Origin of the sequence: Pragia fontium DSM 5563 = ATCC 49100 (genome assembly GCF_900112475.1) — a bacterium.
Classification (GTDB): Bacteria; Pseudomonadota; Gammaproteobacteria; order Enterobacterales; family Enterobacteriaceae; genus Pragia; species Pragia fontium.
The window spans coordinates 253,252-275,171 of the sequence record NZ_FOLW01000001.1 but is presented as its reverse complement, the minus strand read 5'-3'; the positions used below and the strand labels follow the sequence as shown (position 1 = coordinate 275,171).

At 47.3% G+C, this 21,920-nt stretch carries 18 protein-coding genes and 1 other annotated feature; of the genes, 11 read left to right on the top strand and 7 right to left on the bottom strand.

The genetic code is table 11. The features are described 5' to 3' along the window. The first annotated feature begins 7 nt into the window (after nucleotides 1–7). Both serB and radA read left to right on the top strand, forming a co-directional pair. Complete coding sequence (serB, locus tag BMZ28_RS01250) at nucleotides 8–985, top strand: phosphoserine phosphatase (protein ID WP_047780054.1); 978 nt, start codon at nucleotides 8–10, stop codon at nucleotides 983–985. A 111-nt stretch (nucleotides 986–1,096) separates the two neighbouring features. Next, entirely contained in the window at nucleotides 1,097–2,476 is a 1,380-nt protein-coding gene (gene radA, locus BMZ28_RS01245; protein WP_047780055.1) for a DNA repair protein RadA, read from the top strand. Between the two features lie 39 nt (nucleotides 2,477–2,515). Here the strand turns inward: radA and BMZ28_RS01240 are convergent, their stop codons facing one another. Further along, the gene (locus tag BMZ28_RS01240) at nucleotides 2,516–3,517 is read right to left on the bottom strand and encodes a zinc-binding alcohol dehydrogenase family protein (RefSeq protein ID WP_074820182.1); all 1,002 of its coding nucleotides are present in this window, start codon (nucleotides 3,515–3,517) and stop codon (nucleotides 2,516–2,518) included. 105 nt (nucleotides 3,518–3,622) lie between these two features. On the opposite strand from BMZ28_RS01240, the gene BMZ28_RS01235 reads away from it, so the two are divergent. Then, a complete protein-coding gene (locus tag BMZ28_RS01235) occupies nucleotides 3,623–4,534 on the top strand; it encodes a LysR family transcriptional regulator (protein ID WP_074820180.1) in 912 nt (303 codons plus the stop codon). A 356-nt stretch (nucleotides 4,535–4,890) separates the two neighbouring features. On the opposite strand, the gene BMZ28_RS01230 is transcribed toward BMZ28_RS01235, so the two are convergent. Then, a complete protein-coding gene (locus BMZ28_RS01230; protein WP_074820178.1) occupies nucleotides 4,891–5,538 on the bottom strand; it encodes an NAD(P)H-binding protein in 648 nt (215 codons plus the stop codon). Between the two features lie 220 nt (nucleotides 5,539–5,758). Then, a complete protein-coding gene (gene ettA / locus BMZ28_RS01225; RefSeq protein WP_074820175.1) occupies nucleotides 5,759–7,426 on the bottom strand; it encodes an energy-dependent translational throttle protein EttA in 1,668 nt (555 codons plus the stop codon). Between the two features lie 311 nt (nucleotides 7,427–7,737). Here ettA and sltY point away from each other — a divergent pair, with 311 nt between their 5' ends. Both sltY and trpR read left to right on the top strand, forming a co-directional pair. Then, nucleotides 7,738–9,636 carry a murein transglycosylase gene (gene sltY, locus BMZ28_RS01220; RefSeq protein ID WP_074820601.1) on the top strand — a complete coding sequence of 633 codons (1,899 nt, stop codon included), beginning with the start codon at nucleotides 7,738–7,740 and terminating at the stop codon, nucleotides 9,634–9,636. 79 nt (nucleotides 9,637–9,715) lie between these two features. After that, nucleotides 9,716–10,018 carry a trp operon repressor gene (gene trpR / locus BMZ28_RS01215; RefSeq protein ID WP_047780060.1) on the top strand — a complete coding sequence of 101 codons (303 nt, stop codon included), beginning with the start codon at nucleotides 9,716–9,718 and terminating at the stop codon, nucleotides 10,016–10,018. A 53-nt stretch (nucleotides 10,019–10,071) separates the two neighbouring features. On the opposite strand, the gene yjjX is transcribed toward trpR, so the two are convergent. Continuing rightward, entirely contained in the window at nucleotides 10,072–10,599 is a 528-nt protein-coding gene (gene yjjX / locus BMZ28_RS01210) for an inosine/xanthosine triphosphatase (protein ID WP_047780061.1), read from the bottom strand. A gap of 53 nt (nucleotides 10,600–10,652) precedes the next feature. On the opposite strand from yjjX, the gene gpmB reads away from it, so the two are divergent. Continuing rightward, nucleotides 10,653–11,300, top strand: a complete 648-nt coding sequence (gene gpmB, locus BMZ28_RS01205; RefSeq protein WP_074820173.1) for a 2,3-diphosphoglycerate-dependent phosphoglycerate mutase GpmB — start codon at nucleotides 10,653–10,655, stop codon at nucleotides 11,298–11,300. On the opposite strand, the gene robA is transcribed toward gpmB, so the two are convergent. Then, a complete protein-coding gene (robA, locus tag BMZ28_RS01200) occupies nucleotides 11,297–12,166 on the bottom strand; it encodes an MDR efflux pump AcrAB transcriptional activator RobA (RefSeq protein WP_074820169.1) in 870 nt (289 codons plus the stop codon). The two genes, gpmB and robA, sit on opposite strands and share 4 nt — an antisense overlap. Before the next feature lie 322 nt (nucleotides 12,167–12,488). On the opposite strand from robA, the gene creA reads away from it, so the two are divergent. Beyond that, nucleotides 12,489–12,977 carry a protein CreA gene (gene creA / locus BMZ28_RS01190; protein WP_074820165.1) on the top strand — a complete coding sequence of 163 codons (489 nt, stop codon included), beginning with the start codon at nucleotides 12,489–12,491 and terminating at the stop codon, nucleotides 12,975–12,977. A gap of 71 nt (nucleotides 12,978–13,048) precedes the next feature. Here creA and arcA read toward each other — a convergent pair whose 3' ends face one another. Continuing rightward, complete coding sequence (gene arcA, locus BMZ28_RS01185) at nucleotides 13,049–13,768, bottom strand: two-component system response regulator ArcA (protein ID WP_074820163.1); 720 nt, start codon at nucleotides 13,766–13,768, stop codon at nucleotides 13,049–13,051. A gap of 874 nt (nucleotides 13,769–14,642) precedes the next feature. After that, nucleotides 14,643–14,763 (top strand) — a sequence feature (Thr leader region). A gap of 47 nt (nucleotides 14,764–14,810) precedes the next feature. On the opposite strand from arcA, the gene thrA reads away from it, so the two are divergent. From thrA to thrC, 3 genes are read left to right on the top strand one after another with little or no spacing between them, the layout of a single operon-like run. Then, complete coding sequence (thrA, locus tag BMZ28_RS01180) at nucleotides 14,811–17,270, top strand: bifunctional aspartate kinase/homoserine dehydrogenase I (RefSeq protein ID WP_074820162.1); 2,460 nt, start codon at nucleotides 14,811–14,813, stop codon at nucleotides 17,268–17,270. A 1-nt stretch (nucleotide 17,271) separates the two neighbouring features. Further along, entirely contained in the window at nucleotides 17,272–18,201 is a 930-nt protein-coding gene (gene thrB / locus BMZ28_RS01175; protein WP_047780068.1) for a homoserine kinase, read from the top strand. 17 nt (nucleotides 18,202–18,218) lie between these two features. Beyond that, a complete protein-coding gene (gene thrC, locus BMZ28_RS01170; RefSeq protein WP_047780069.1) occupies nucleotides 18,219–19,508 on the top strand; it encodes a threonine synthase in 1,290 nt (429 codons plus the stop codon). 316 nt (nucleotides 19,509–19,824) lie between these two features. On the opposite strand, the gene yaaA is transcribed toward thrC, so the two are convergent. Then, complete coding sequence (gene yaaA, locus BMZ28_RS01165) at nucleotides 19,825–20,601, bottom strand: peroxide stress protein YaaA (protein ID WP_074820160.1); 777 nt, start codon at nucleotides 20,599–20,601, stop codon at nucleotides 19,825–19,827. Nucleotides 20,602–20,869: 268 nt separating this feature from the next. Between yaaA and tal the strand changes: the two genes are divergently transcribed. Further along, nucleotides 20,870–21,823, top strand: a complete 954-nt coding sequence (gene tal / locus BMZ28_RS01160; protein WP_074820157.1) for a transaldolase — start codon at nucleotides 20,870–20,872, stop codon at nucleotides 21,821–21,823. Nucleotides 21,824–21,920 lie beyond the last annotated feature (97 nt).

Here is a 21,920-nt window from a genome sequence, read left to right as displayed (position 1 = left end):
TTGTAGTATGCCGATTAGCCTGACCTATAGCGATTTGCCCGCAGAAATAGACGGCTGGCCAGGATTGCCACTGTCATTGAGTGGTGATGAGGTCATGCCATTAGACTATTGGGCTGGACATACGGGCTGGTTACTTTATGGCAAGGGGCTGGATAAGCAACGTTTGTCTTCGTTTCAGCGCCGATTGAATGAGCCTTTAGTGGTGGTGTCAGCCTGGACGGTGGATAAGTATCAAGTGATCCGCCTGGCCGGGGTGCTTGCCACCAAAGCCAAGAAAATTGCCGAAGAGTATCAGTTGGACGTCGCCCAGATGGGCAACCTTCCTTCTTTGCGTTCGCCGGGATTGCTGGTAATGGATATGGATTCTACCGCCATTGAAATTGAGTGTATTGATGAAATAGCCAAGTTGGCCGGCGTAGGCGAGCAGGTTGCTGAAGTGACCGAGCGGGCCATGCGTGGTGAGTTGGATTTTGCCGCTAGCTTGCGTCAGCGGGTCGCGACGCTAAAAGATGCCGATGCGGCGATTCTTGAACAAGTCAGAGAAAACTTACCGCTGATGCCAGGGTTAGTTACGCTGGTAGAAAAACTACATCAGGCTGGCTGGCATGTCGCCATCGTGTCCGGTGGGTTTACCTATTTTGCTGACTATCTGAAAGAAAAACTGAATCTGGTGTCGATTTCTGCTAACCAGTTAGGGATTAAACAGGGTAAGTTGACCGGCAGAGTGACCGGCCAAATTGTTGATGCCAAATTTAAAGCGGTGAAGTTACAACAGTTGGCGGAAGAACTGTCGATTCCTATGGAGCAAACGGTGGCTATCGGTGACGGTGCTAACGATTTAAAAATGATTAAAGTAGCTCATCTGGGAATCGCTTATCATGCTAAGCCGAAGGTGTATTCAAAATCGAAAGTGGCGATCCGTTTTGCTAATTTGCTGGGTGTCTTGTGCATTCTTTCCGCAAGTCTGAATCATGAAGGTAAATAGCAACGAGGCAGGTTTTCGGCTGATGTGTAAGCCAGAAGCCTTGCCGAGCCTGTTGCTGTTTCGCTGTTAATAGTTACCGTTTTAACGATGTTGATATAGGTTGAGGTTACCATGGCTAAGCCGGCAAAGCGTGCTTTTGTATGTAATGAATGTGGTGCGGATTATCCGCGTTGGCAGGGGCAGTGTAGCGCTTGCAACGCGTGGAATAGCATTACTGAAATTCGTCTGGCGGCGGCCTCCTCTTCCCGAGTCGATCGTTTCTCCGGCTATGCCGGAGATGCTGGCATCAGCCGAGTACAAAAGCTATCGGATATTAGTCTGGATGAGCTACCGCGCTTCTCTACCGGTTTTAAAGAGTTTGACCGTGTTTTGGGCGGCGGGGTGGTACCGGGCAGCGCCATTCTGATTGGCGGTAATCCGGGTGCGGGTAAAAGTACCTTATTGCTGCAAACCATGTGTAAATTAGCCGGGCAAATGAAGACGCTGTACGTTACCGGCGAGGAGTCTTTACAGCAAGTTGCCATGCGCGCTCACCGTCTGGGTTTACCCACCGAGCATTTACAGATGCTGTCTGAAACCAGCATTGAGCAAATTTGCCTGATCGCTGAGCAAGAACAGCCGCGTCTGATGGTGATTGACTCTATTCAGGTGATGCATATGGCCGATATTCAGTCATCTCCCGGTAGCGTGGCACAGGTGCGGGAAACGGCGGCCTATCTGACCCGTTTTGCCAAAACCAAAGGCGTAGCGATTATTATGGTCGGTCACGTAACGAAAGATGGTTCTTTGGCTGGCCCCAAGGTATTGGAACACTGTATCGACTGCTCGGTATTGTTGGATGGGGATGCCGACTCCCGTTTTCGCACATTGCGCAGTCATAAAAACCGCTTTGGTGCCGTGAATGAGCTGGGGGTCTTTGCCATGACGGAGCAAGGGCTAAAAGAGATCAGTAATCCTTCCGCCATTTTCCTCAGTCGAGGGGATGAAATTACCTCCGGTAGTTCAGTTATGGTGGTATGGGAAGGTTCTCGTCCGTTGCTGGTGGAAATTCAGGCTTTGGTCGATCACTCCATGTTGTCTAACCCACGCCGGGTGGCGGTAGGGCTGGAACAGAATCGTTTGGCGCTGCTGCTGGCGGTGCTGCACCGTCATGGCGGTTTACAAATGGCCGATCAGGACGTGTTTGTTAACGTGGTGGGTGGCGTTAAAGTGACGGAAACCAGCGCTGACTTGGCGTTGTTGCTTTCTCTGGTCTCCAGTTTACGTGACAGGCCACTGCCAGAAGATTTAGTGGTGTTCGGCGAAGTGGGGCTGGCCGGTGAGATTCGCCCGGTACCCAGCGGTCAGGAGCGTATTTCTGAAGCAGCCAAGCACGGCTTTAAACGCGCTATCGTGCCGCATGCTAATGTACCGAAAAAAAGCTTACCAAATATGCAGGTGTTTGGTGTGAAAAAGCTGTCTGATGCGTTGAGTGTGTTGGAAGATCTTTAACGCGTGCTGAATTTTTACAGCACGCGATTGGCATCAGAATCAGTAAACGATAGCTATCTTGCCGGTCATATGGCCTTCGAGCTGTTTTTTATGCGCTTGAGAGATGTTTTCCACACTTAAACCGTGCAGCGTTTCATTCAGGGTTCCTTTCAGTTCACCCTTATCAATCATATCGGCAACGCGCTGAAGAATCGCGCCTTGTTCGGCAATGTCTGGCGTTTGGTACATGCTGCGGGTAAACATCAGTTCCCAATGTAAAGCGACGCCTTTAGAACGGATTAATGCCTGTTCCAGCGGCTGCTTGTTTTCAACAATCGAACAAATATGGCCAAATGGCGCGATCACTTCAGCCATCGCTTGCCAGTGACCGTCGGTATCGTTCAGACAGAAGATATAGTCCACCTGTTTGATATCGTGCTTCAGCAGATTTTGCTTCAGATCTCGATAGTCTACGGTGAGATCGGCACCGCGATCCAAACACCATTTAGCTGATTCAGGTCGAGATGCGGTGGCAATCACCCGTACTTTGCTGCGCAGTGCTGCCAGAGAAATGGCCAGCGAACCAACGCCACCAGCGCCACCAATAATTAATAGCGTTTTATCACTGCCGGCGTCCTGAATTTTCAGGTGTTCAAACAGGCCTTCCCAAGCGGTGAGTGCCGTTAGTGGGATTGCCGCTGCTTCGGCCCAAGCTAAAGATTTAGGTTTATGGGCAGTGATTCTGGAGTCTATCAACTGATGTGTGGTGTTACTGCCCTGGCGAGTAATATCACCTGCGTACCAAACTTCATCACCAATGGCGAATCCCGAGGCTTTTGGGCCAACGGCGGTGACAATACCTGCGGCATCCCAACCCAATATCCGAGGCTCCTGTAGGCCATTTTGCTTTAATCCGGCATGAACTTTGGTATCTACCGGATTCATGGCAATCGCTTTAACCTGAACCAACAGATCAAAACCTTGTGGGGCCTGTTCGGGTACATCAATTTGGATAAAGTTTTGCGGGTTTTTAGGGTCAACAGCAATGGCATATTTAGACATAAAGGCGTTCCTTTCTGGAGAGTGAATACGGACAGTCTAGTGGTTGAGGTAGAAAGTGATAAGATAACCTTTAACAAACACACTGTTTATATAAGATGAACAATCATGTTTAGACAATTACAGGATATGGCGCTATTTGCGCTGGTGGTTGAGACGGGAAGTTTTACCGCTGCCGCTAAGCGTGCCGGATTACCGAAGTCGAGCGTTAGTCAGCGTATTAGTCAGTTAGAACAGCAACTGGGATTGCGTTTATTAATGCGAACCACTCGTCAATTGAGTTTAACCTTTGCCGGGGAGCGTTATCTGGTGCATTGTCAGGCAATGGTTCAGGCTTCAGAACAGGCCGGGCAATCATTACAGATGTTGAAAGCGTCACCGAGCGGAAGAATTCGTATTACGGCTCCGGGGGGATTGGCTATTGCGTTATTGGCGCCGATAGTGACTGATTTTCAGCAGCGGTATCCGGAAGTATCCGTTGAGGTTTATGTTTCCGATACGGTAAAAGACTTGGTTGCCAGTGGATTCGATCTCGGTATTCGTACTGGGAAACCGCAGGACTCAAGCCTGATTGGTCGTTTTCTTGCTCACTATCCGCGTTATTTATTGGCTGCACCAGACTATCTTGCTCAGTTTGAACTGATTACTCAGCCAAGCCATCTGCTTCAACATCGCTGTATTACTCATCGGGCTTGGTCAGAATGTCTGCTGCGTAAAGGTGATGAAACTTTCCGCTGGTTACAGCCGGGGCAGCATGTGACAGATAATTTATTGTATGCCCGCCAGTGTGCGATCGCCGGTGGTGGCATTACGTTTCTGCCGGCTTTTCTGACCGCCGAGGTGATTCAGCGGGGTGAGCTACAACAGGTGCTGCCTGACTGGCAGGCGGAAGGCAATGAACTGTATTTGGTCTACCCCAGCCGTCAGTTAAATATGCCAGCGCAGGAAAGATTTATTGAAACGGTAATGAACCATCCGCTGGTTGCCGATTATTCGGTTAAACCTTCCCTGTTTGGTTAAACGCTACAGGGAAGAGTAATGCTTGTCAGTTAAGAAAATGCGATCGGTGAGTTTTATCTTTTGACCTCTCTATTGAGCGCTGGAATTCAGCCGACAACAGAGAGAGGGAGCACGCCCATCAGGGATGATGGGCGAGGCGCTGCTTCGTTGGGAACGAATCAGCGCCGGTGCGTTAACCCGAGCGAAGGCGGAGGGGAGCCGCCGTAGGCGGCCTGGATTCGGGGGCGAAGGCGCGGGAGTGCAGAGGGCGTTCGCCTAACGCCCTTTGCTCGGCCACGTGTACCAACGTTAATTGATACTCTGCACTGATAGTGGACGAAACTTTCGCTGTCATTAAGCTTAATTGACAGGTATTACTACAGGGAAGAGGCTTTTTTCCGCAGTTGGTCGGACTCAATAATGTCGACGCTGGATGCGCTAGGGGAGAACGCTTCTTGCCACAGGACATAGGCAACATCTCTGGCGGGAATTGCTTTCCATTTTCCCGGTAGTAAGTGAAACAGCGGGGCGGCTAATAGCTCCGGGGTACGCGGTGTATCTCGCTTACCGATTAGCATGGAAGGGCGGGCTATGGTCAGGTGCGGCCAGTTTTGCGCGATAAGCGCCTGTTCCATTTGGCCTTTGGTTTTATTGTAAAACACCCATGATTTGGCATTGGCTCCCAGTGCACTGACCACCAGATAGTGGCTTGCGCCAAGGCGTCGGGCGGTTTTGCCACCGTGTACCGGCAAGGTAATATCGGCAAAGCGGAAGGCTTCCCGGCTACCGGCTGTTTTTTGAGTGGTGCCCAAGCAACAGAAGACGACATCAACCGGCTCTGTCAGAGTATCAAGCAGAATTTGTACATCGCTGCCGACCGGATTAATCACTTTATCGCCGATGTTGGCCAGTGGGTGGCGGCTAGGGGCATAAATATGGGTAATACGGGGATCGGATTGCAGCATGTTTAAGAGCTGGCTGCCGATGAGTCCGCTGGCGCCCAGTAATAGTGCTGTGGTTGGCATCATCTTCTCCCATGTTTGTGGTGGTAATGAATAAAGTGCCCTGAATATTAGGGGGAGTGCCGTTTACTTAAGCGTTTCATTCCATTTAACCCGTCATTCCGGTTTTCACCGGGATGATGGAGTTGATGAGTCATCACATACAAAGTGTAAACGCTTAACTGACCAGCGCCCCCTTATTTAAGGAGGCGCTGATACTGCTGTTTATAAGAATAGACCAGTATTATTTGGCAATCTTCTTATATTTGATGCGGTGTGGTTCAAGGGCTTCGGCACCTAGCGTGCGTTTTTTCCACTCTTCGTATTCGGTAAAGTTACCTTCGAAGAACTCCACTTTGCCTTCATCGCCGTAGTCGAGAATATGGGTGGCAATACGGTCAAGGAACCAGCGGTCATGGGAAATAACCATGGCGCAGCCGGGGAATTCCAAGAGGGCGTTTTCCAGTGCGCGCAGGGTTTCAATATCCAGGTCGTTGGTTGGTTCATCGAGCAGTAACATATTGCCGCCAACCTGCAATAGTTTCGCCAGATGCAGACGACCGCGCTCACCACCGGAAAGCTCTCCAACGCGTTTACCCTGATCGGTGCCTTTGAAGTTAAAACGACCAACGTAAGCTCGGCTTGGCAGTTCAAAGCTACCGATCTTCATCATGTCCTGACCGCCGGAGACTTCTTCCCATACCGTTTTACTGTTATCCATGCTGTCACGGAACTGATCAACGGAGGCGATTTTCACCGTGTCACCTAACACAATGCTGCCGCTATCCGGCTGTTCTTGCTGGGAGATCATCCGGAATAGGGTTGATTTACCCGCGCCGTTAGGGCCGATAATACCGACGATAGCACCTTTAGGAATCGCGAAGGACAAGTCTTCAATCAGCAGGCGGTCGCCGTAGGATTTTTGCAGGTTGCTGATTTCCAGTACTTTGTCGCCAAGGCGTGGACCCGGTGGAATAAACAGCTCGCTGGTTTCATTACGTTTTTGGTACTCAACGCTGTTAAGCTCATCAAAGCGGGCAAGACGAGCCTTGCTCTTAGCCTGACGGCCTTTAGGATTCTGACGAACCCATTCCAGCTCTTTCTCAATCGATTTACGACGGGCAGCTTCGGAAGAGGCTTCCTGTTCCAGACGCTTATCTTTCTGTTCCAGCCATGAAGAGTAGTTGCCTTCCCACGGAATACCTTCGCCGCGGTCAAGTTCCAGAATCCAGCCGGCCACGTTATCCAGGAAGTAACGGTCGTGGGTAATCGCCACCACGGTGCCTTCGTAGTCGTGCAGGAAGCGTTCTAACCAAGCGACGGATTCGGCATCCAAGTGGTTGGTTGGTTCGTCCAGCAGCAGCATGTCTGGTTTTTCCAGCAATAGGCGGCACAGGGCGACACGGCGGCGTTCACCACCGGACAGGTGCTCAATTTTGGCATCCCAAGGTGGAAGGCGCAGGGCATCAGCGGCACGCTCTAACTGGTTATCCAGGTTATGCCCGTCGTGGGACTGGATAATGGCTTCCATCTCGCCTTGTTGCTTAGCCAGCTTATCAAAATCGGCATCCGGTTCTGCATAGGCGGCATAAATTTCATCCAGACGCGTCAGCGCGTTTTGCACTTCGCTGACTGCTTCTTCAACCGCTTCTTTAACGGTTTGTTCTGGGTTGAGTTTCGGTTCTTGCGGTAAATAGCCGATCTTGATACCCGGCTGAGGGCGTGCTTCCCCTTCAATATCGGTATCAATACCCGCCATAATGCGTAGTAAGGTTGATTTACCTGCGCCGTTTAACCCCAGTACGCCGATTTTGGCACCGGGAAAGAAGCTGAGAGAGATATTTTTTAGAATATGTCGTTTCGGAGGAACTACTTTCCCGACACGATGCATAGTATAGACGTATTGTGCCATAGTCTTACAGGTATCCATTACATTGGTAGAGTACAGAATAGTCGCCTATTGTATCGTTTATCCGAGGGAAGTCTAATTTCTCCTTTATGAATAAAAATGAAGAGTTTGTTGTCTTATTGGTATTGTAGATTTTCAGGTTTTAACCAGCATAACGTTAGGTATAGAGATATACTATTGTCAGTATGTGTGTGTAACGCTAAACAGGTTTAGCCTGAGGCGCAGAGCGTAAAACAACAGGAAAAGTGAGGAAGCTTGTGACGGATAATCAGCGTAATTTGGGAAAAAGTAACTTAATTAATAAGTGTGCCCTAATGGTTGGACTAATCATGGCGGTAACAGCCCAGAGTGTATGGGCTGACTCACTCAACGCCCAGCGCGATCGCTATCAGCAGGTTAAGCAAGCGTGGGATAATAAGCAGATGGATGACGTTGCTCGCTTGATGCCAACGTTAACCGATTACCCGCTCTATCCTTATTTGGAGTATCGCCAATTGACTCAGGATTTGAGTGCATTGACGGTGGAACAGGCGGAAAAATTTACCGCGCACTATCCGACTTTACCGTTGACGCGTAATCTGAGAAATAATTTTATCAATGAGCTGGCTAACCGTCAGGATTGGCAAGGTATTGTTGATTTTTCTGCCGAAGCCCCGTCTTCTGTAGCATCTCGCTGTAACTTTTATTATGCCAAATGGGCTACTGGCCATAAACAGCAGGCCTATGATGAAGCGAAAACTATTTGGTTAAGCGGCCAGTCTCTCCCAGCCTCCTGTGACAAATTATTTAGTGAATGGCGTAATGCCGGTCATCAGACTCCGCTGGTTACCCTGGAGCGTATTCGTATGGCCAGTCAGGCCGACAATACGTCTCTGGTGACATCGCTGGTGAATCAACTGCCAGCCAATTATCAAACGATTGGTGAAAGCGTTGGCAAACTGCAGAAGGATCCGATGACGGTTGAATCTTTTGCGGCGAACCTGTCACCAACCGATTTTACCCGTGAAGAAACCCGCCTGGCTTTTGCAAAAGTTGTCCGTAAAGACGTAGAGAAGGCGCGCTCTATTTTGCCGCAAATTGTACGTCAGCAAAAAATGAGTCAATCCGAACGGCAGGCGTTGGAAGATATGATTGCTGGTCGACTGATTAACAATAATACCACTGATGAACAGGCGAGATGGCGCGATGCCACCCTTGCTCGCAGTAGCAATGGCGATTTAATCGAGCGGCGGATTCGCTTGGCGCTAAGTAATGCCGATAAATCGGGCGTGTCTCAATGGATTAGCCGCTTACCCGCTGACGCTGCGGCAAAAGAAGAGTGGCGTTATTGGAAGGCCGATGCGTTACTGGAAAGAGGTCAGCGTGCTGAAGGGCAAGCCATTTTGCGTGAGTTGATTAACACTCGTGGTTTTTATCCGATGGTGGCCGCTCAACGTTTAGGGATTCATTATCCGGTCAGAGTGGAAACTGCGGTTAAACCAACTAAAGCATTGACTCAGCGCTCTGAAGTGAATCGCGTGCGCGAACTGATGTACTGGCGTCAGGATAATCTGGCACGAACCGAGTGGCGTAACCTGATCCAGAGTTTATCCAAACCGGATCAGGAAGCGCTGGCACGTTATGCTTACGATCAAGACTGGGCCGACCTTAGCGTACAGGCCACCATCGTTGCGAAGCTGTGGGATCATATTGAAGAGCGTTTTCCTTTGGCTTATCCAACGTTGTTTAAAACCTCAACCAATGATAAAGAAATTACAGTTTCGTTTGCGATGGCCATCGCTCGTCAGGAAAGCGCCTGGAATCCTCAGGCTCAATCACCGGTTGGCGCACGAGGGTTAATGCAATTGATGCCGGCAACGGCTAAGCAAACGGCAAAAAGAAATGACATCAACCATTACAGTAACGTTAGCCAGCTATTTGATCCACAAACCAATATTCGGTTAGGTACCAGCTATTTGGAACATACTTATCAAACGTTTAACCGTAACCGTATCTTGGCCGCTGCGGCTTATAATGCGGGGCCGGGTAGGGTAAATAGTTGGTTAAATAATAGCGCCGGGCGCTTGGATGCGGTGGCTTTTGTGGAAAGCATTCCGTTTAATGAAACCCGGGGTTATGTGAAGAATGTGTTGGCATATGATTTGTTTTACCGCAGCTTTATGAGTCAGCCAACGGTAGTCATGACCGATGCGGAATGGAAACGCAGTTACTGATAATGTGCTTAGTTCTGCATTTTTTCCCCGGCTTATGATATTGTACTAGTGAGATAGTTCGTTAGCCGGGGTTTATAGAATGTCAGAACAACATAAGCAGCAGGATTGGCAAAGCTTTGTCATGCTATTACAACAAGCATTTACCGATGGTCACCAGCAGGCGCTATTACAGCTTTTAATGACGCCGGATGAACGTGAATCATTTGGTACTCGGGTAAGAATTGTTGAAGAGCTAATGCGCGGCAATATGAGCCAGAGGGAATTGAAAAGTGAATTAGGGGCAGGTATTGCCACTATCACCCGCGGTTCCAACAGTCTGAAAATCGCTGAGCCAGCATTTAGAGCCTGGTTGGAAGACGCGTTGATTAATGAGAAAAAATAGTCAGCTCAGCTTGAATAATGTTTTGAGTTAACTCGCATTATTCAAGCTGGTTTTTATTTGGTATGTACCTGATAGATTTCGTTATGGAAAGGTACAAATGCCAGCAGTAGGGCCTGTTGATAAACGCTAGTGCGTGAAAGTTTACCGCCGGTAAACAAACCGATGGCTCCACCCTGCTGTTTAATATTACTGACGCCGGTCAGCTCAGCCATTTCGTCACCCAGCTCTTTTCCTTCGTATAGATTTTTTAAAATAACTGGGGGCAGCGTCAGGCTGGCGGAACGCGCTTCGCCACGACAGCGATTATTTTCAATGACAATCCAGGCAAAAGTCATATCATCATCAATACCTGCTTCTATGCCGATCCAGAAATCAGCTTCCGGTCTTACCTGACGTGCAGACATCACACGATGACGGGCACCGGTTCTGGTTTCTTTATCACCCATAGGTTGATTAGGAACGCCGCTATTAACTTCAACGCTTTCGATACGACAGCTGTCAGGACCGAATAGCTCATCAAAGGCTAGACGGATGGCGTTTATTTTGGCAGGGTTAGTGGTTGCAGCAATTACGTGATACATAGTTAAATCAAGATAGTAAGAAGACAATTCCCACAGTATAACGGATAACAGGCATGACACAGGTATACTTAATTCGACATGGTGAAACAGAATGGAACGTAGCCCGCAAAATTCAAGGGCAAACGGACAGTAATTTAACCCAAATGGGTGAGAGTCAGGCTCGACAAGCCGGGATGCGATTACAAAATATGGGGATAACTCATATTATCGCTAGCGACTTAGGTCGAACGCGTCGTACCGCTGAGCTTCTGGCTGAATACTGCCAGATTGAACCCACCTTTGATGCCCGCTTGCGTGAGCTTAATATGGGTATTTTGGAACAGCGCTGTATTGATTCGCTGACGGAAGAAGAAGAACACTTACGCCTGCAGATTCTGAACGGCAATCCTGATGGACGTATTCCTGAAGGGGAGTCATTAAGCGAATTAACCGCGCGTATGCGTGCGGTATTGGACGATTGTAAGAAACTTCCACAGGGGAGTCGCCCGGTGCTGGTTAGCCACGGCATCGCTTTGGGAAGCTTGCTGGGTAATGTGTTAGGGCTTCCGCCTTATGCAGAGCGTCGTTTACGTTTGCGTAACTGCTCACTCTCTTTGGTAGAGGGCCAGAATAGTCCCTGGCTCGCTCCGGGTTGGGTGGTGGAATTTGCCGGCGATACACAGCATCTGACGGCAAATGCCCTTGATGAAATCCAGCGTTAACGCTGGATTGGTATCATATATTCACCGCTAATCACCGCAGGGGTCGCGTCACCGACCTTCCCCTGTTTGGGGTGAAATATCTCAATATCATAACCCTTACGGCGCGTCAGCTTCAGTAACGGCAGACAGGTTCCGTAAAGGGTCATGACAAAGTGTTGTAAGTCTTCTGGCGGCCCATTATAGCGAAACAGGGCATATTCTCCCGACTGTAGCGTAATCGGGTGACCTTCTACGCCTTGAGGAACATGCTGTGGTTCTAGCGCGGTGGTATAGAACACTTCCTGCTCATCGTCTTTTTCCTGACTTGGACGAGAGTGATTCAGACCATACAGAATCGGCGGAATATCTACCGGCAGTGTGCCCAGATATTGTTTCCAAAACTGAGTGCGGATCTGCGTTTTGGATTGAAAGATATCTTCCAGTCGACAGGTGTAGCTTTGGGTTACGCCGATAAGCTGTTTCTCTTCCTGCATAACGTATTCAACCGGGATTAAGTTATTGTCGGACAACTTAATGGGTGGACACATGCCGATGGCACTCCATGAATCGGCGCGACGATAAAATGCGGGGGTTTGGGCAAACTGTTTCTTAAAAGCTCGGGTGAATGTCTGTTGGGAGTCAAAACGATATTGTAATGCAACATCCAATATAGGGCGGGCTGTTAATCTCAGAGCAACAGCGGCTTTTGATAATCGGCGAGCTCTAATATAAGAACCAATCGCTTGTCCGGTAATGTCTTTAAACATCCTTTGCAGATGCCACTTAGAATAGCCTGATTTGGCGGCAACATTATCCAGCGATAATGGTTGATCTAAATGACTTTCTAGCCAGTGAAGGAGATCGTGGATAATACTGGCTTGATCCATAAAAAACTTCCTCATCATTGGGGCGCATTATCTACAATGAGTACCGCTATGTTGGCTTGTAACACGGGTTGCCAGTACATCATGGAAAATGCTTTTAAGCAATTTAATGATATTGGCGTAATATTGAGCTTGAAACAAGGTATTACTGTCCGATATGACGACAATTTTTTCATAAGGTTAATTTTTGTTTACGTGGTTTCACGTTTATTGTTATTGATAAACAAAGTGAGCAACATGGTCTGGATAAGAGATGATTTAACGTATAACTTAACGATAATTAGGCTAATATTTTGATTGTTATACCGTTTACCGGAGAAAATTAATGAGTAAGGTTATGCTGGTGGTTTGCTCTTTGGCGCTGTTCTTTTCTGCCACATTGAGGTCAGAACAGATTGGGTCGGTCGATACCGTATTTAAGCTATTGGGGCCGGATCATAAAATTGTCATTGAAGCGTTTGACGATCCTGAGGTCGACAATGTGACCTGTTATTTGAGTAGAGCGAAAACCGGTGGAATCAAAGGCGGCTTGGGGTTAGCTGAAGATACCGCTGATGGCGCTATTTCTTGTATTCAGGTTGGGCCTGTTACGCTTAGTGACAAGGTGAAAAGCCGTAAAGCAGATGGCGAGACGGTATTTCGTAAGCGAACATCCATCATTTTTAAAACCATGCAGGTGGTGCGTTTTTATGATGATAAGCGTAATACGCTGGTGTACTTAGTCTATTCCGATAAAGTGATTGATGGTTCACCGAAAAATGCGTTAAGTACCGTGCCGATTATTCCATGGGGAACGGAAGCTTTAGCCAAATAAGAATTGTTGGATTAAATCAGACAATAAAAAACCAGCTTTAAAGCTGGTTTTTTTATTCGGGATGGTTTGAATTACTCTTCAAGATCGCCACAGAAACGATAGCCTTCACCATGAATGGTGGCAATGATTTCCGGCGTGTCTGGCGTAGATTCAAAGTGCTTACGGATACGGCGGATAGTGACGTCAACCGTACGGTCATGAGGTTTTAATTCACGGCCGGTCATTTTTTTCAGTAGCTCTTCGCGGGACTGGATCTTGCCTGGATTCTCACAAAAATGCAGCATCGCCCGGAATTCACTGCGCGGTAGCTTGAACATTTCACCAGCAGGATCGATCAAAGAGCGGCTGTTGATATCCAACGTCCAACCGTTAAATTTATAGTTTTCAACCAGCTTGCGTTCTTCGCCGCTGACGGCACTTAAATTCATGGTACGGGATAGCAGATTACGCGCACGGATAGTCAGTTCGCGAGGATTAAATGGCTTGGTGATATAATCATCAGCACCAATTTCCAGCCCAAGAATTTTATCAACTTCGTTATCTCTACCGGTTAAGAACATTAAGGCAACGGCTGCCTGCTCACGAAGCTCACGAGCCAGCAATAGGCCATTTTTACCGGGTAGATTGATATCCATGATGACCAGATTAATATTATGGTCGGATAAAATCCGATGCATCTCAGCACCATCATTGGCTTCAAAGACAACGTATCCTTCCGCCTCGAAAATGCTTTTTAATGTGTTACGAGTTACTAGTTCGTCTTCAACGATCAGGATATGCGGGGTTTGCATGTCTGTTACCTAATTTGCCAACAAAATCAAATTTAATATTACAGCGGCTGCATTTAACTTTATAGTGTTAAAATAAGCGACTGCAGTATAAGGGACGAATCCCCAATTAATTTTTCAAATTTCAACATAATCGTAGGTTCGGCTAAGGTAACGACTTAACATACCGCTGATTTGTTAAAATCAATCGTTTATTACTGTTTATTGTAGCAGTAATATAACAGGAGTCTCGCTTTTGCCGATCAACAAAATTGTTGCTTGTTGATATATATCAATAATAGTTATAGCACATTAGCCGGTTTGTGAGAAAAATCTACAAAATTAGCTCATTCCCGCTACCATTTATTGACGTTTTTTTTACATCTTAGCTCAATAAACACGCATTCAGTTGGGTGCCTAAATGACGTTTTTTTCTAATGTTATTAAAACATAAGCAATGAAGGCTGGATTTTCTCCTGTTTTGTTGGAAAAGAAAATAATTTTTAACAAATATTTTTCAATTATAACCTTTATTAAACCCTATTAATATAGGGGATAATGGAGGGATATGCTGGCTAAATTCATCTCTGGAGATGCTAAGATATTTAGGGTAATCATTCATTGCACGATATCTTTTGTTATATAACGCTTTAATTTTGTAGAAAAAACGTACAGCAAGCGGTTGGGGAGAAGGTACTTCATTCTTTTTTAAATGAATGATTTATTATCCAATTGATTATTAATAATATTTTTTTGATTTTTTACGTTGAGTACAGAGGTCGGTGCTTAATTAATTTCAATAAAAAACAAAAAAAAATTGACTCTTAATCATAATTGCTTTAACCGTATATAGCGTTAACTGAATATTTTTATTTATTTCTGAGACAGACAGATTATGAAAAGCATCGGCAGCCTGATTATTACAACCACCATCACCGGTACAATTGGTAGCGGGGCGGGCTGACGCTTAAACAAAATAAAAAAGCCCGCACCGTAAATCGAGTGCGGGTTTTTTTTTGCTGATTTTTAATAATGATTTAAATCTTAAGGCAGGAGAGGCCAAGAAATGCGAGTTCTGAAATTTGGCGGTACATCAGTAGCGAATTCTGAACGCTTTTTACGCGTAGCAGATATCATCGAAAATAATGCACGTCAGAGTCAGGTCGCTACGATACTGTCTGCGCCGGCAAAAATTACTAACCATTTGGTTGCCATGATTGAGAAAACCGTTGCGGGTCAGGACGTGGTGACCAATATCATGGATGCAGAACAGATTTTTGCCCAACTGCTAAAGGGATTGGCAGAAGACCAACCAGGGTTTGAATATAGCCGGTTAAAAAGTGTAGTTGAGCAGGAGTTTGCCCAGCTTAAGCATGTTCTCCACGGTATTTCGCTGTTAGGCCAATGCCCTGACAGTGTGAATGCGTCGATTATCAGTCGCGGTGAAAAGCTCTCTATCGCGATTATGGAGTCAGTATTCCAGGCCAGAGGATACGGTGTGACCGTGATTAATCCGGTCGCTATGCTGTTGGCTCACGGTCATTACCTTGAATCGACTGTCGATATTACTGAATCCACTCGCCGACTGGTGGAAATGGGTATTCCTAAAGATCACGTGATCCTGATGGCGGGCTTTACTGCCGGTAACGAAAAAGGTGAATTGGTGGTGTTAGGGCGTAACGGCTCGGATTACTCCGCAGCGGTGTTAGCCGCCTGTTTACGTGCTGATAGTTGTGAAATCTGGACGGATGTTGATGGCGTCTATACTTGTGACCCGCGCTCGGTGCCTGACGCGAAGCTATTAAAGTCGATGTCTTATCAAGAGGCCATGGAGCTGTCCTATTTTGGCGCTAAAGTTCTCCATCCTCGCACCATCGCTCCTATCGCCCAGTTCCAGATTCCTTGCCTGATTAAAAACACCTCTAACCCACAAGCCCCCGGAACCTTGATTAGCCGTGAAAGTGGTGACGATCGTTATCCGGTGAAAGGCATCACCAACCTGAATAATATGGCGATGATCAATGTATCGGGCCCAGGCATGAAAGGGATGGTGGGGATGGCGGCTCGGGTGTTCTCGGTGATGTCTCGGGCGGGGATTTCTGTGGTATTGATTACCCAATCGTCTTCAGAATACAGCATCAGTTTCTGTGTGCCACAAAGTGAATTGTCCCGCGCCAGAAAAGCGCTGGAAGATGAATTCTATCTGGAACTGAAAGATGGTTTGTTAGATCCACTTGATGTGGTTGAGAAGCTGGCGATCATTTCGGTGATTGGTGACAACATGCGTACGTTACGCGGCATGTCTGCGCGTTTCTTTAGTGCACTAGCCCGGGCAAACATTAATATTGTCGCCATTGCTCAAGGTTCGTCAGAGCGCTCTATTTCTGCGGTAGTTAACAATGATTCTGCAACAACGGCGGTGCGTGCCAGCCATCAGGTACTTTTTGGTACCAGTCAGGTGCTGGACGTATTCTTAATTGGCGTTGGTGGTGTCGGTGGGGCGTTGTTGGATCAGATCTATCGTCAGCAGCCGTGGTTAAAGCATAAAAATATTGAACTGCGAGTATGTGGGATTGCTAACTCTCGCGGTATGGTGACCAACACTTTGGGTATCGATTTAACCAACTGGCGTGAAGCGTTAGCCGCGGCAGAAGAGCCGTTTAATCTGGGCCGTTTGATTCGTTTGGTGAAAGAGTATCATCTGTTGAATCCGGTTATTGTGGATTGTACTTCCAGCCAGGAAGTGGCATCACAATATGCTGATTTTCTGGCCGATGGTTTCCATGTCATCACGCCTAACAAGAAAGCCAATACCGGTTCGATGAACTATTATCATCAGCTACGTCAGGCTGCCAGCGTGGGTAACCGTAAGTTTCTTTATGATACTAACGTTGGTGCTGGATTACCGGTTATCGAAAATTTGCAAAATTTATTGAATGCCGGTGATGAATTAATGCGTTTTTCCGGTATTCTTTCCGGCTCATTATCGTTTATTTTCGGTATGCTGGATGAAGGTTTAAGCTTATCTGAAGCGACTAAACTGGCGAAAGAGAAGGGCTATACCGAGCCGGATCCTCGCGATGATTTATCCGGTATGGACGTTGCTCGTAAGCTGTTAATTCTGGCGCGTGAAGCGGGTTATGCGTTAGAGCTCGACCAGATTAATGTGGAGTCCGTCCTGCCTGCTTCGTTTGATGCCAGTGGTGATGTTGATACCTTTATGCAGCGCTTGCCTCAACTGGATAGTGAGTTTGCTCATCGGGTTGAACTGGCGGCTAAGCAGGGTAACGTGTTACGTTACGTTGGTTTGATTGAAGATGGCCAATGCCGAGTGAAAATTGAAGCGGTGGATGGTAACGATCCGCTGTTTAAAGTAAAAAATGGGGAAAATGCGCTGGCGTTTTATACCCGTTATTATCAGCCGTTGCCGTTAGTCTTACGCGGTTACGGTGCAGGGAATGATGTGACTGCTGCTGGCGTGTTTGCCGATATGTTACGTACGCTGTCAGGAAAGCTGGGAGTTTAAAATGATAAGAATATATGCGCCTGCCTCAATTGGTAACGTCAGCGTGGGTTTTGATGTGCTGGGCGCGGCGGTATCGCCGGTGGATGGCACCCTGCTAGGGGACTGCGTCAGTATTCAGTCTGCCGATCGGTTTAGCCTGAGCAATAAAGGGCGTTTTGTCAGTAAATTACCGACTGAGCCTAAAGAAAATATTGTTTATCAATGCTGGGAGCTGTTTTGTCAGCGTCTGGGGCGTGAATTGCCCGTTGCAATGGTGTTGGAAAAGAATATGCCGATTGGATCCGGACTCGGATCCAGCGCTTGTTCTGTGGTTGCCGGTTTAATGGCGTTGAATGAATATTGTGACAATCCATTTAATGAAACAGAATTGCTTGCCATGATGGGAGAACTGGAAGGTCGAATTTCCGGTAGCGTCCATTATGATAATGTTGCTCCCTGCTATTTGGGTGGCATGCAACTGATGTTGGAAGAGAATGGTATTATTAGTCAGTCAGTGCCAGGTTTTGACGACTGGTACTGGGTGATGGCTTATCCGGGCATTAAAGTCTCGACCGCGGAAGCGCGGGCGATTCTACCAGCACAGTATTTGCGTCAGGATTGTGTTCGCCACGGTCGTTATCTGGCTGGCTTTATTCACGCCTGCCATACGCAGCAGCCTGAACTGGCCGCTAAGCTGATGCAGGACGTGATTGCTGAACCCTATCGTACCCGTTTATTACCCGGTTTTGCTGAAGCTCGTAAAGCCGCTCAGGATATCGGTGCACTGGCCTGTGGAATTTCTGGTTCTGGCCCAACGCTGTTTGCCGTCAGCGATTGTTTGGAAACCGCTCACCGTCTGGCTGACTGGCTATCCAAACACTATGTACAAAATGATGAAGGCTTTGTTCACGTTTGCCGTCTGGATACCGCCGGTGCCCGTAAATTGGATTAATGGAAAATAGCGACACAATGAAACTGTATAACTTAAAAGATCATAATGAACAGGTTAATTTTGCCCAAGCGGTACGTCAGGGATTAGGTAAACAGCAGGGGCTATTCTTCCCAGCGGATCTGCCGGCGTTTGATAGCTCGGAAATTGATGAACTGCTGGCTATGGATTTTGTCAGCCGCAGTGCTCGTATTCTGTCGGCTTATATTGGTGAAGAGATTGCTGCTGCTGATGTTGCTAAGCGCGTTGCGAATGCATTTCAGTTCCCGGCACCCGTGGTGCCGGTAGAAAAAGATATCGGCACGTTAGAGCTATTCCATGGCCCAACGTTGGCATTTAAAGACTTCGGCGGGCGCATTATGGCGCAGATGTTGACGCAAGTGGCTGGCGATACGCCGGTGACCATTCTAACCGCTACTTCCGGCGATACTGGTGCGGCGGTTGCCCACGCATTCTATGGCCTGAAGAATGTACGAGTCGTTATTCTTTATCCGAACGGTAAAATCAGTCCATTACAGGAAAAACTGTTTTGTACGCTGGGCGGTAATATTCATACCGTTGCGATTGATGGGGATTTTGATGCCTGTCAGGCGCTGGTTAAGCAGGCATTTGATGATGAAGAGCTGAAGGTAGCGTTGGGTCTTAACTCCGCCAACTCAATCAATATCAGTCGGTTGTTGGCGCAAATCTGTTATTACTTTGAGGCGGTGGCGCAACTAACGCCAGCACAGCGTGAGCAACTGGTGATTTCAGTTCCAAGCGGTAACTTCGGGGATTTAACCGCTGGTTTACTGGCTAAATCCATGGGCTTACCGATTAAACGCTTTATCGCCGCGACCAATGCGAATGATACCGTACCGCGCTATTTGGATGAGGGGAAATGGCTGCCGAATAAAACCGTGGCAACCTTATCTAATGCGATGGACGTGAGTCAGCCAAATAACTGGCCGCGCATTGAAGAACTGTATCGTCGTAAAGAGTGGTCACTGAAGTCGCTTGGCCATGGTGCCGTTAGTGATGAAACCACCCGTGAAACCATGCGTGAAATGGCTAAGTTAGGCTATACCTCAGAACCACACGGTGCCATTGCTTATCGTCTGTTGCGTGATGAATTGCAAGAAGGGGAATATGGTCTGTTCCTTGGTACTGCGCATCCAGCGAAGTTTAAAGAGAGCGTGGAAGAAATCTTAGGCACAACCTTGGCATTGCCTCAAGCGTTAGCTGAGCGTGCGGATCTGCCGCTGTTATCCCACAATTTACCTGATGGATTTGCCCCGTTACGTGCATTCCTGATGGCATTACCTAAGTAGTTGATTAGGGGAGAGGACATATCATATGGCTCGAGAAAGGGCCATATGGGATTGTTGACAAGATCGTTTAATTTGATCTCAGTGAATATTTCGTCCGTAAAAAGAACGTTGAAATATTCACTTCGTCTTACGGACGAGAGGGGATGTTTTGGAGTTCAACGTGCGTCGGGCTTAGCCGGACTACGGGCGCTCCGGCAGCTAAAGCTGCTACGACCTCCATGCCCGTCTCTCCCTCCGATTGAGTGTATGAGAATTTTATCATCCAATCTAAAATGGCTCCCACGGGAGCCATTTTTTTCGAGCAAAGAATCCATCACTAGGCTTGTTCGGCGCGTTTAAATACCAGTTCATTGCCCTGAGAGGCGGACTGTTCGAACTGATAACCTTCCAAATCAAAATCAACCAGCTGTTCAGCGCGAGTTAATCTGTTTTTGATAATAAAGCGGCTCATTAAACCTCGGGCTTTTTTGGCGTAGAAACTGATAATTTTATACTTACCGTTTTTCTCATCTAAAAATACCGGTTTAATGATGGTTGCGTTTAAATTTTTAGTCTGCACCGATTTAAAATATTCATCGGAAGCCAGATTAACCAAAATATCATCGCCCTGATCTTTCAACGCTTGATTCAGCTTATCGGTGATGCGTTTCCCCCAAAACTGATACAGATCTTTTCCACGGGCGTTTTCCAGTCTGGTCCCCATTTCAAGGCGGTAAGCCTGCATCAGATCGAGCGGGCGTAACACGCCGTATAAGCCTGATAGCATACGCAGATGCTGTTGAGCAAAATCAAAGTCTTGCTCATTGAAATCTTCAACATGCAGGCCGGTATAAACATCACCTTTAAAGGCCAGAATGGCCTGGCGAGCATTTTCCGGGGTGAAATCCGGCTGCCATTCGGCAAAGCGGGCTGCATTCAAACCGGATAATTTATCACTGATGCTCATCAGGCTAGCGATTTGAGCTGGCGTTAATTTACGGCAGGTTTTTATTAAAATTTTTGACTGATCCAGCAGCTCCGGTTGGGTGTAGCGCTCGGTGATCAACGGGCTGGTGTAATCTAAAGTTTTTGCCGGAGAGATAGTAATCAGCATAATCAGATCCTGTGATAAATATGTTTTTGCTACTTTAGCAGAAAGTGACAGAGGAAAAAGCGATGGATTTAATAGGGGTAGAGCACAAGGGATTGTTTGCTGTTTTTTTCTTTTATTTATCAATATATAACTGATGAATGGTGTGATAAAAAACCACGGCTTTTACTCTGAATCCACGTTACACCGTTGCGCCCTTGTTAAGTCATGTTATCATCAGTTGAGCCCTTTAATATAATGATGCCAACTCGCTTAACAATGAGACCTATCCATGACAGATAAACTGACCTCTCTACGTAAAATAACTACCGTTGTGGCTGATACCGGCGATATTGCAGCAATGAAGCTGTACCAACCTCAGGACGCAACCACTAACCCTTCACTGATTCTAAACGCCGCACAGCTACCGGAATACCGCAAGCTGATTGATGATGCGATAGCTTGGGCAAAAAGCCAGAGTTCCGATCGTGCTCAGCAAATCGTGGATGCATCCGATAAGCTGGCGGTGAATATTGGTCTGGAAATTCTAAAACTGATTCCAGGACGTATCTCTACCGAGGTTGATGCTCGCCTGTCATACGATACTCAAGCTAGCATTGTTAAAGCTAAGCGTTTAATCAAACTGTATAACGATGCAGGTATCAGCAACGATCGTATTCTGATCAAGTTAGCTTCAACCTGGCAGGGTATTCGTGCCGCTGCTGAGTTGGAAAAAGAAGGCATCAACTGTAACCTGACGTTACTGTTCTCTTTCGCTCAGGCTCGTGCCTGTGCTGAAGCGGGTGTTTATCTGATTTCCCCGTTCGTAGGGCGTATTCTTGACTGGTATAAAGCCAACGGCGATAAAAAAGAGTTTGCTCCGCAGGAAGATCCGGGCGTGGTTTCTGTTACCGGTATTTACGAATACTATAAACAGCACGGTTTTAAAACGGTTGTCATGGGTGCCAGCTTCCGTAACGTTGGTGAGATTATTGAATTGGCCGGTTGCGATCGCCTGACTATTGCTCCGGCATTGCTGAAAGAGCTTTCTGAAGCTTCGGGTGAAGTTGAGCGCAAACTGTCTTACAGCGGTGAAGTGAAAGCTCGTCCGGCGCCGTTGACTGAAGCTCAGTTCTACTGGCAGCACAATCAGGATCCAATGGCGGTAGATAAACTGGCTGACGGTATCCGTAAGTTTGCTGTCGATCAGGAAAAACTGGAAAAAATGATTGCAGACCTGCTGTAATTTGCTGCTGTAGTTTACTGATGTGTTTTAAATACCGGCTAATGGCCGGTATTTTTTTATCTTCGACTAAAGATTAGTTGGTATAATACCGTACCAT

What these genes read in the sequence shown, in the direction of transcription:
- serB (WP_047780054.1), top strand. Translation starts at nt 8, where the DNA reads ATGCCGATTAGCCTGACCTATAGCGATTTGCCCGCAGAAATAGACGGC.
- radA (WP_047780055.1), top strand. Translation starts at nt 1,097, where the DNA reads ATGGCTAAGCCGGCAAAGCGTGCTTTTGTATGTAATGAATGTGGTGCG.
- BMZ28_RS01240 (WP_074820182.1), bottom strand. Translation starts at nt 3,517, where the DNA reads ATGTCTAAATATGCCATTGCTGTTGACCCTAAAAACCCGCAAAACTTT.
- BMZ28_RS01235 (WP_074820180.1), top strand. Translation starts at nt 3,623, where the DNA reads ATGTTTAGACAATTACAGGATATGGCGCTATTTGCGCTGGTGGTTGAG.
- BMZ28_RS01230 (WP_074820178.1), bottom strand. Translation starts at nt 5,538, where the DNA reads ATGCCAACCACAGCACTATTACTGGGCGCCAGCGGACTCATCGGCAGC.
- ettA (WP_074820175.1), bottom strand. Translation starts at nt 7,426, where the DNA reads ATGGCACAATACGTCTATACTATGCATCGTGTCGGGAAAGTAGTTCCT.
- sltY (WP_074820601.1), top strand. Translation starts at nt 7,738, where the DNA reads ATGGTTGGACTAATCATGGCGGTAACAGCCCAGAGTGTATGGGCTGAC.
- trpR (WP_047780060.1), top strand. Translation starts at nt 9,716, where the DNA reads ATGTCAGAACAACATAAGCAGCAGGATTGGCAAAGCTTTGTCATGCTA.
- yjjX (WP_047780061.1), bottom strand. Translation starts at nt 10,599, where the DNA reads ATGTATCACGTAATTGCTGCAACCACTAACCCTGCCAAAATAAACGCC.
- gpmB (WP_074820173.1), top strand. Translation starts at nt 10,653, where the DNA reads ATGACACAGGTATACTTAATTCGACATGGTGAAACAGAATGGAACGTA.
- robA (WP_074820169.1), bottom strand. Translation starts at nt 12,166, where the DNA reads ATGGATCAAGCCAGTATTATCCACGATCTCCTTCACTGGCTAGAAAGT.
- creA (WP_074820165.1), top strand. Translation starts at nt 12,489, where the DNA reads ATGAGTAAGGTTATGCTGGTGGTTTGCTCTTTGGCGCTGTTCTTTTCT.
- arcA (WP_074820163.1), bottom strand. Translation starts at nt 13,768, where the DNA reads ATGCAAACCCCGCATATCCTGATCGTTGAAGACGAACTAGTAACTCGT.
- thrA (WP_074820162.1), top strand. Translation starts at nt 14,811, where the DNA reads ATGCGAGTTCTGAAATTTGGCGGTACATCAGTAGCGAATTCTGAACGC.
- thrB (WP_047780068.1), top strand. Translation starts at nt 17,272, where the DNA reads ATGATAAGAATATATGCGCCTGCCTCAATTGGTAACGTCAGCGTGGGT.
- thrC (WP_047780069.1), top strand. Translation starts at nt 18,219, where the DNA reads ATGAAACTGTATAACTTAAAAGATCATAATGAACAGGTTAATTTTGCC.
- yaaA (WP_074820160.1), bottom strand. Translation starts at nt 20,601, where the DNA reads ATGCTGATTACTATCTCTCCGGCAAAAACTTTAGATTACACCAGCCCG.
- tal (WP_074820157.1), top strand. Translation starts at nt 20,870, where the DNA reads ATGACAGATAAACTGACCTCTCTACGTAAAATAACTACCGTTGTGGCT.